The sequence below is a fragment of the Corallococcus terminator genome (assembly GCF_003611635.1).
In the GTDB taxonomy this organism is placed as follows: Bacteria; Myxococcota; Myxococcia; order Myxococcales; family Myxococcaceae; genus Corallococcus; species Corallococcus terminator.
In genome coordinates this window covers 1-7,685 of sequence record NZ_RAVZ01000404.1, presented here as the reverse complement: position 1 = coordinate 7,685, position 7,685 = coordinate 1, and the positions used below count along the sequence as shown (strand labels likewise).

Sequence of the window (7,685 nt, the reverse complement as noted above, 5' to 3'; positions counted from 1 at the left end):
GAGACAGCCCCCTAGCGCGCCCCCTCCCCCGAAAGCAGCCTGCCAGCCGGCCCGGACGCCTCCACCTGTCCTCCAGTGGATGGCGCCTGCCCGCTTCCGCGGGTGTCCCTGTGCGACCTCGGGGCAGATGAATAGGTTGTGGCGAATGGTTCGACGCCTCATGGAGCGGCTGCGCGGCCTGCGCAAGGTGGCACCCCGCCTGTTGCGGCCCGCGAACGTGAAAGCGGACCGGGCGAAGATTTCCGTCGCCCAGTTGGGCCATCGCTTCTCCAACAAGGTCGTCGCGCTCCAGGACGTGAACCTCAACGTCCGCTCGGGCGAATTCGTCTGCCTGCTCGGCCCTTCTGGCTGCGGCAAGTCCACCCTGCTCTACGCGCTCGCCGGCCACGTGACGCCCACCGGTGGCACGGTCGCCATCGACGGCAAGGCCATCCAGGGCCCCGGGCCGGACCGGCTCCTGATGTTCCAGGAGGCCGCGCTGTTTCCCTGGCTCACCGTGCGCGGCAACATCACCTTCGCGCTGGGGGCCCGGGGCGTGCCCCGCTCCGAGCGCCGCGAGCGCGCCGACATCTTCATCCAGCGCGTGCGCCTGGAGGGCTTCGCGGACTCGCTGCCCCATGAGCTGTCCGGCGGCATGAAGATGCGCGCCAGCCTCGCCCGGGCGCTCGCGGTGGACCCCACCGTGCTCCTGATGGACGAACCGTTTGGCGCGCTGGACGCCCAGACGCGCGTGCACATGCAGGAGATGCTTCAGGCCATCTGGCTGCGCTCCGGCAAGACGGTGGTGTTCGTCACCCACGACGTGCAGGAGGCCCTGATGCTGGGCACCCGCGTGGTGCTGATGGCGCCCCGCCCCGGCCGCGTGGTGGAGGACCTGGAAATCCACCTGCCCATGCCCCGCTCGCTGGAGGACCCGTCGCTGGACGCGATGGCCCGCGACATCCGTCACCGGCTGCGCGCCGGGGAGGTCTCTCCGCTGGAAGCCCAGCACCTGGAGCCCGTGCCCCGCCGCACCCAGACCCCCTCCAGCCTTCCGCGTCCCAGTGTCATGACCGGTCGGTGAGGTACCCGCCATGCTGAAGTGGGCGCAGAAGCTGGGATTGATCGCGCTGCTGTTCGCCTTCTGGGAGGGCCTGACGCGCGCGGGCGTGTGGAACAAGCACCTGTTCCCCGGCCCGCTGGAGGTGGTGGAGACGCTCATCGCCATGGTGCGCGACGGCCGGATGGGCGGCGCGACGGCGCGCTCGCTGGGACGGCTGTTTCGCGCCTACCTGATGGCGGTGGCCATTGGCGTGCCGCTGGGGCTGCTCATCGCGCGGCTGGCCTTCTTCCGCAACGCGGTGAAGCCCGTGGTGATGGGCCTGCAGGCGCTGCCCTCCATCTGCTGGCTGCCGCTGGCCCTCCTGTGGTTCGGCCTCAACGACAGCGCCATCCTCTTCGTGGTGGTGATGGGCAGCGTGCTGGGCATCTCCATCGCCACCGAGGACGCGGTCAACGGCCTGGACCCGCAGTTGGCGCGCGTGGCGCGGACATTGGGCGTGCGCGGCCTGCGCTTCTACTGCGGCGTGCTCCTGCCCGGCGCCCTGCCCGGCATCGTCACCGGCCTCAAGCTGGGGTGGAGCTTCGCGTGGCGCGCGCTGCTCGCGGGCGAGCTGCTCTTCGTCTCCGGCGGCCTGGGCCAACTGCTCACCATGGGCCGCGAGCTGATGGACGTGGCGCAGGTGATGGCGGTGATGCTGGCCATCATCCTCATCGGCATCACCGTGGACCGCGTCCTGTTCCAGACGGTGGAGACGCGGCTGCGGCGCCGGTGGGGCCTGACGGCGTAGGCCCGGACTCCGGCCGGGCTTCCGGTGTGCGCCTCACGACGCTTCCCGGCGCTTCGCCCTCGAGGGCATTGATACCGGGCACGGTTTGCCCGCTAGCGTGACGGCAATGCCTTCCGCGCGCCCGATGAAACACCTTCTTGTCCTCTGCGCCGTCCTGACCGGCATCGCGTCCTGCAAGAGCGACACGCCCACGGGCGCCGACGCTCCCCTGCGCGTGGCCTTCTTCCCCAACATCACGCACGCGCAGGCGCTGGTGGCGAACTCCGAGGGCCTCTTCGGTTCGCAGCCCGGCATGGGCCGCATGGAGGTGCGCCAGTTCAACGCGGGCCCCGCCGCCATGGAGGCGCTGGTCGCGGGCTCCGTGGACGTGGCCTACGTGGGGCCCGGGCCCGCCATCAACACGTACCTCAAGGCCGGCAGGGAACTGCGCATCATCGCGGGCGCGGTGAATGGCGGCGCGGTGCTGGTGGTGAAGAACGCGAAGAGCGCCGAGGAGCTCAAGGGCAAGAAGCTGGCGACGCCGCAGTTGGGCAACACCCAGGACATCGCGCTGCGCACCTGGCTCAAGGGCCAGAAGCTCAGCATCGCCACGGACGCGGGCGGCGACGTGCAGGTGATTCCCATCAGCAACCCGGACATCCTGGGCCAGTACCTCCAGGGCGCCATCGAGGGGGCCTGGGTGCCGGAGCCCTGGGGCGCGCGCATGCTCGCCGAAGGAGGAGGCCACATCCTGGTGGATGAGCGCGACCTGTGGCCGGGCAAGCGCTTCCCCACCACGGTCGTCGTGACGACGAAGAAGGTGCTGGAGACGCAGCGCCCGCGCATCGCCGCGCTCCTTCGCACGCACGTCAGGCTCACCGAGCGCTGGCGCGCGGACCCGGCCGCCTTCGCCACGGCCGCCAACGCCGCCTTCGGCCGGCTCACGCAGAAGCCCCTGCCGGGGCCGGTGCTCCAGGACGCCTTCTCCCGCCTGGAGCCGAGCCTGGACCCGGTGCCCGCCGCGCTCGCGACGTCCGCCCGTCACGCGAAGGAGCTGGGCTTCATTCCCAGCGACGACATCGCGGGGCTCGTGGACCTGAGCGTGCTGGACGAGGTGCGCGGCGCGAAGGCGAACTGAACGCTCGCCTCCGCGGCACTCCCAGGGCGCGCTAGTCCAGCTTCTCGCCCTGGAGGGACAGGGCCACGTTGTTGGTCTTTCCCTCCACCTGGTAGAGGGCCACGACCTCCTGGCCCTTCTGCGGCAGCTTGTTGATCTGCATCGCGCTCAGGTCCAGCGGCACCACCGGCCCCGATACGTCCCGCACGTACAGCGTCAGCCCGTCCCGCTTCACCACCGGCCCCGTCACCTGACGCATCCGGTCCACGTCGGGAGTGATTTGCCGGATGGAGAGGTTCTGGGTGAGTTGCGAAGGGGTGCTGTCCGGGACGGTGCCCACCACGTTGGAGCGGCTGGTGCTGGCCGGTTCGGTGGAATCGTGCGAGCCCATGTTCTGCGTCTTGCCCACGTCGGGCTCTTCGGCCAGGCCCGCGGCCGGGACCAGCAGCAGGCCGAGCATGGGCGCGCTCCACAGCACTGCTCGCCATCCTGCGAGGAATCTGCGCATCATCGTGACACCTCCGTGCCGTGGGAGCACTGCTCCCTGGCTCACCCGTGAACGTAGGGTGGGAGGCGCTGAATGTTCAGCGGCGGAACACGGGCCGTGCCCGTGGTAGCGGCAACACAGTAGGGTGGAGCGCGCACGGGCCGACAACCCCTCGCGGATTGCCCCCTGTCTGTCTTTTCTCGCGCCGCGTGAGCGCGGCAAAAATACGAGGCACCTTTGGCTGGACGCACCGACGAGCAGCACCGCATCGCCCTCTTCATCGACTTCGAGAACCTGGTGACCAACACCGGGATCAGCTCCAACAACTTCGACCTCCAGCCCGCGCTGGACCAGCTCCTGGAGCAGGGCAAGGTCGTCTTCCGCCGCGCCTACTGCGACTGGTCGCGCTTCGCGGACGCGAAGGTGCGCCTGCACGACGTGGGCGTGGAGCTGGTGGACGTGCCCCCCTCCACCCGCGCCGGCAAGAACAGCGCGGACATGCGCCTGGTCATCGACGCGCTGGAGCTGTGCTACGCGCGCGAGCAGATCGACACCTTTGTCATCGGCTCCGGCGACAGCGACTTCTGCCCGCTGGCGTACAAGCTGCGTGAGAACGGCCGCACCGTCATCGGGCTGGCGGTGAAGGAAGCCAGCTCCCGCATGTTCGTGAACGCCTGCGACCAGTTCATCTACATGCGGCCCAAGTCCCACGGTGGGAAGGACAAGGACCACGGCGGCAAGGGCAAGGGCGACAAGGACGAGGGCCGCGGCAAGCGCGGCGGCAAGGGCAACAAGGACGAGGGCAAGGGCCACAAGGCCGAGTCCTCCGGCAAGGAAGGCCACGAGGGCAAGGGCGGCAAGAACAAGGCGGAGGTGCCGGCCATCGCTCGCGAAGTGGTGCAGAGCCTGCTGCGCCGTGCCACGGGCCCGCTCAACCCGTCGCTCATCAAGGAGACCATCGTCCGCAAGGAGCCTGACTTCGACGAGCGCGACCACGGCTTCTCCACCTTCGCGCGCCTCCTGGAGGCGCTGGAGCAGGAGGGCCTGTTGCGCCGCATCCAGCAGGGCCGCCAGGGCTACGTCGTGGGCCCGGACACGGACCTGCCGGCCGCGGAAGCCACCAAGGGCGGCAAGAACCGCGGCGCCAAGGCCCCGGCCCCGGTGGAGGAAGAGGACGAAGAGCTGGAGTCCTACCCGGACCCGGACGACGAAGGGCTTTAAGGCCCCGACCGCCGCGGGCCAGGGGAAACCCCGGCCCGCCGTGCGGTGGGATGCGGGCCCATCACGCCGCTCGGGGCGTGGTGGACTCGCACAGGTGCTCCAGGAACTCCGGCAGCAGTCGGGCGGACATCACCCACAGCTTGCCGTCGCCCAGGTCCGCCAGCGACACGCGCTCCGCGTACTCCACGCACGTGCCCTCCACGTAGTGGACGAACACCTTGCGGTCGCGGGCCCGGTACCACTCCGCCGCGCGGCCCAGCAGCGCCACGAACGCGTCCTGCACCTCCGGGCGCGAATCCTCCTCCAGCGGCACCAGGCGCACGCCGTCCAGCACGTTGAAGAGGTTGAGGCCCGGCTGCGCGGACTCGAACACCGCCAGCGCCACGGCCTTGCCCTCGTGACGGGCCACCACCAGCTCACGCTCGCGGGACAGGCCCGCCTCACCCCAGCCGGTGCGCGTGGCGCTCAGGTCGAAGCGCTCCGGCACCAGGTCCAGCGCCTCGCGGTAGGCCTCCGGCCGGGAGGTGGCCACCTTCTCGAAGAAGCGCGCGCGCTCCTCGGCGGTGGGCGTGTCCAGTTCGATGCCGGCGGGCGCGGTCCAGGTGCCGTCCACCTCGCCCTCCATCAGGCGGAAGGGCACGAGGCACGTCTGGCCGGTGTGCGCGTACCAGGTGGCGAAGTCGAACTTGGTGTAGCGCACCCAACGGACATTGGCCTCGCAGTAGGCGAAGAACCACTTCACCTCTGGATCCGCCTGCGTGGGCTCGTAGCCGCGCAGGTAGATGTCGCGCAGCGCTTCGCGCGCGGTGGAGCGGCTGTTGGCCGGCTGGTACCGCGCAAGCTGGTGCGCCATCCAGCTTCCCGCGTAGGGCTTGAGCACGGACAGCGTCGCTTCCATGCCGTCTTCCGCGGGGCGCACCACGCGGTAGCCCAGGCGGGGGTTCTCCTGGAGCTTGTCCTGCGTCTGGTCGAACTGTTCGCGCAGGCTGGTGAACTTCACCGGCTCCTTGCCCGGCAGGCGGAAGTAGCCGGAGCGTTCGAAGAGCTTCCAGGTGGAGTCGTTCCAGTCGCCTTCCACCTTCGTCGTCGGATGGGCCTGCGCCTCCACCAGCGCGCGCCACGCCCGGGCCCCTTCCGCATCCAGCGGACGGACGCACACGCCGCAGCGGCGGCCATTGGGCGTGCTGGAGATGTTGCGCACCTCCGCGCGCAGGCGCACCGGCGCGTGGCCGTCCAGCGCCACCTCCACCACCGGCAGGCGCAGGCCCGGGTACATCAGGTCCTCGCCGGGCTCGGTGAGGAAGGACAGGCCTTCGTAGGAAACGTCGAGCAGGCCACGGCTCACATGCACCTGCGGCCAGAGCGGGTGGTCGAAGTCCAGCGTGCAGGACGGGCTCGCCTGCGTGCGGCGCAGCCAGCGGTGGCGGAAGCGCACGATGGAGGTGGGCACCGGCATCACCAGCAGGTCGCCTTCCACGCGCGCGGCCTCGCCCTGGAGGTGCACCACGCTGCTGTAGCCGAAGGCCTCCACGGTGAAGGGGCCGGGGGGAAGCGCGCCGTGCAGGCGCCAGCCGAACATGTCCTGGAGCGGCTCGAAGAAGGAGGCGGTGACCTCCACGCGCTGACCGTCCTGGGTGCGCAGCACGCCGCGGGCCTGACGCGAGGCGAGCGCCTCACAGATGCGCGCCACGCGGTCCGCGCGGTCGATCTGCTCGCGCCACACCGGCCGCGTCTCCGGCGTGAGCAACAGGCCGTTGTCGCGCAGCGACTCCAGCAGGCCCACGATGCGACGGCCCGCGTCCAGCGGCGGCGCGACGAAGCGCAGGCTGACTTCCGGCCGCGCGTCGTTGACACCAATGACTTCCGCGTCCAGCGCGGTGGCCCACCGTTCGCCTTCACCCACCACCACCGAAGCGGCCTGGCCCTTGCGGGGCACGGTGCGCGACTCCAGGTGGAGCGTGAGATGTTCCAGCGACAACTGCACCAGACGCCCGGGCGAGAAGTGCGCGCCAAATGATGCCGCCGCGCTCAACTCCGTCCCCACCCGATATCCGAGAAGGGTTTCGCGGCCGGCCGGCGCGTCCTGAGTGTCCGTGTGCATGGGGGGCTCCCTCGATGTCCTACGAGGCATGATCCTACGACGTCCGAAGAAACTGTGCTCTCCCCAGTTACGGGTGACCCGGGGAACTCGGATTCCCACAGAGTGGAGATGATTCATCCTGCTTGCACTCGGTCCTTCGGGCCGTGTCAGCAAGCGACCCTTGGACTGTCGCGGAGTGGCTTCTCACGTGTGGAGAATTCCTTCCACGGACAGACGCATTGCCTTCCAAGACGGGTGCATGCGTGTCCCATCCTCGGGTCGCGCGTTACCCACGAAAGGCAGCTCATCCTGAGACGCCGGACGCCCCGGGCATGTCGCATGTCAGGTGGTGGGACGTGCCCTGCCTCGGAGGGCGGCGAGCCTTCGTGAAACACGTCCGGGATGACTCACGCCCCTCTGAGCGGTTATGCCGCAGGCCCCGTCCCGCGCCAGAAGCGGGGCCACCCCGAACCCGCGCCATGTCCCTGTCCACCCTCTGTCTCCACTGCGGCATGTGTTGCGACGGCACACTCTTCACCCACGTACCGCTCCAACCCAACGAGTCAGCGTCGCTGACCCAACGTGGCCTGCCTCTCACCGCGCGAGAAGACGGCACCGTCGTGCTGCCCCAGCCCTGCGCGGCGTTGAACGGCCGGTGCTGCACCGTCTACACGGAGCGTCCGGAGGCCTGCCGCCGCTACCGCTGCCAACTGCTGAACGCCCTGGCCGAGGGCGAGGTGTCCCTGGACGAGGCGAAGGGCGTGGTGGACGCCGCGCATGCCCGGGTGGAGGCCGTCACGCGGGCGCTGTCTCCCATGGAGGGGGGGCCTTCTTCCCTCCGACAGGCGCGGGCGGCGGCCGCCACGCTCGAACCCCAGGCTCGCGAGGCGCTGACGCAGGCGGAGGCCTTCCTCGACCGGCACTTCCGGGGACGCTTCCGCCGCTCGGGGTGAACGCCGGGGTGTCCGGGGC

7 protein-coding genes are annotated in these 7,685 nt (G+C 70.1%); 5 read left to right on the top strand and 2 right to left on the bottom strand.

Annotated features, from left to right (window positions below; translation table 11 throughout):
• The first annotated feature begins 145 nt into the window (after nt 1-145).
• The 3 genes from D7V88_RS36190 to D7V88_RS36180 all read left to right on the top strand — a co-directional run bounded on the left by D7V88_RS36190 (nt 146) and on the right by D7V88_RS36180 (nt 2,946).
• The gene (locus D7V88_RS36190; RefSeq protein WP_120545149.1) at nt 146-1,063 is read left to right on the top strand and encodes an ABC transporter ATP-binding protein; all 918 of its coding nucleotides are present in this window, start codon (nt 146-148) and stop codon (nt 1,061-1,063) included.
• Between the two features lie 10 nt (nt 1,064-1,073).
• Nucleotides 1,074-1,829 carry an ABC transporter permease gene (locus D7V88_RS36185; RefSeq protein ID WP_120545148.1) on the top strand — a complete coding sequence of 252 codons (756 nt, stop codon included), beginning with the start codon at nt 1,074-1,076 and terminating at the stop codon, nt 1,827-1,829.
• A 106-nt stretch (nt 1,830-1,935) separates the two neighbouring features.
• On the top strand, nt 1,936-2,946 hold the full coding sequence (locus D7V88_RS36180) for an ABC transporter substrate-binding protein (protein WP_208726692.1): 1,011 nt from the start codon (nt 1,936-1,938) through the stop codon (nt 2,944-2,946).
• 31 nt (nt 2,947-2,977) lie between these two features.
• Here D7V88_RS36180 and D7V88_RS36175 read toward each other — a convergent pair whose 3' ends face one another.
• Nucleotides 2,978-3,385: a hypothetical protein gene (locus D7V88_RS36175; protein WP_120545146.1), complete on the bottom strand. Its 408-nt coding sequence runs from the start codon at nt 3,383-3,385 to the stop codon at nt 2,978-2,980.
• Between the two features lie 264 nt (nt 3,386-3,649).
• Between D7V88_RS36175 and D7V88_RS36170 the strand changes: the two genes are divergently transcribed.
• On the top strand, nt 3,650-4,633 hold the full coding sequence (locus D7V88_RS36170; RefSeq protein WP_120545145.1) for an NYN domain-containing protein: 984 nt from the start codon (nt 3,650-3,652) through the stop codon (nt 4,631-4,633).
• Between the two features lie 61 nt (nt 4,634-4,694).
• On the opposite strand, the gene D7V88_RS36165 is transcribed toward D7V88_RS36170, so the two are convergent.
• Complete coding sequence (locus D7V88_RS36165) at nt 4,695-6,734, bottom strand: PilZ domain-containing protein (protein ID WP_120545144.1); 2,040 nt, start codon at nt 6,732-6,734, stop codon at nt 4,695-4,697.
• A gap of 458 nt (nt 6,735-7,192) precedes the next feature.
• Between D7V88_RS36165 and D7V88_RS36160 the strand changes: the two genes are divergently transcribed.
• Nucleotides 7,193-7,666, top strand: a complete 474-nt coding sequence (locus D7V88_RS36160; RefSeq protein ID WP_120545143.1) for a YkgJ family cysteine cluster protein — start codon at nt 7,193-7,195, stop codon at nt 7,664-7,666.
• Nucleotides 7,667-7,685: the final 19 nt, after the last annotated feature.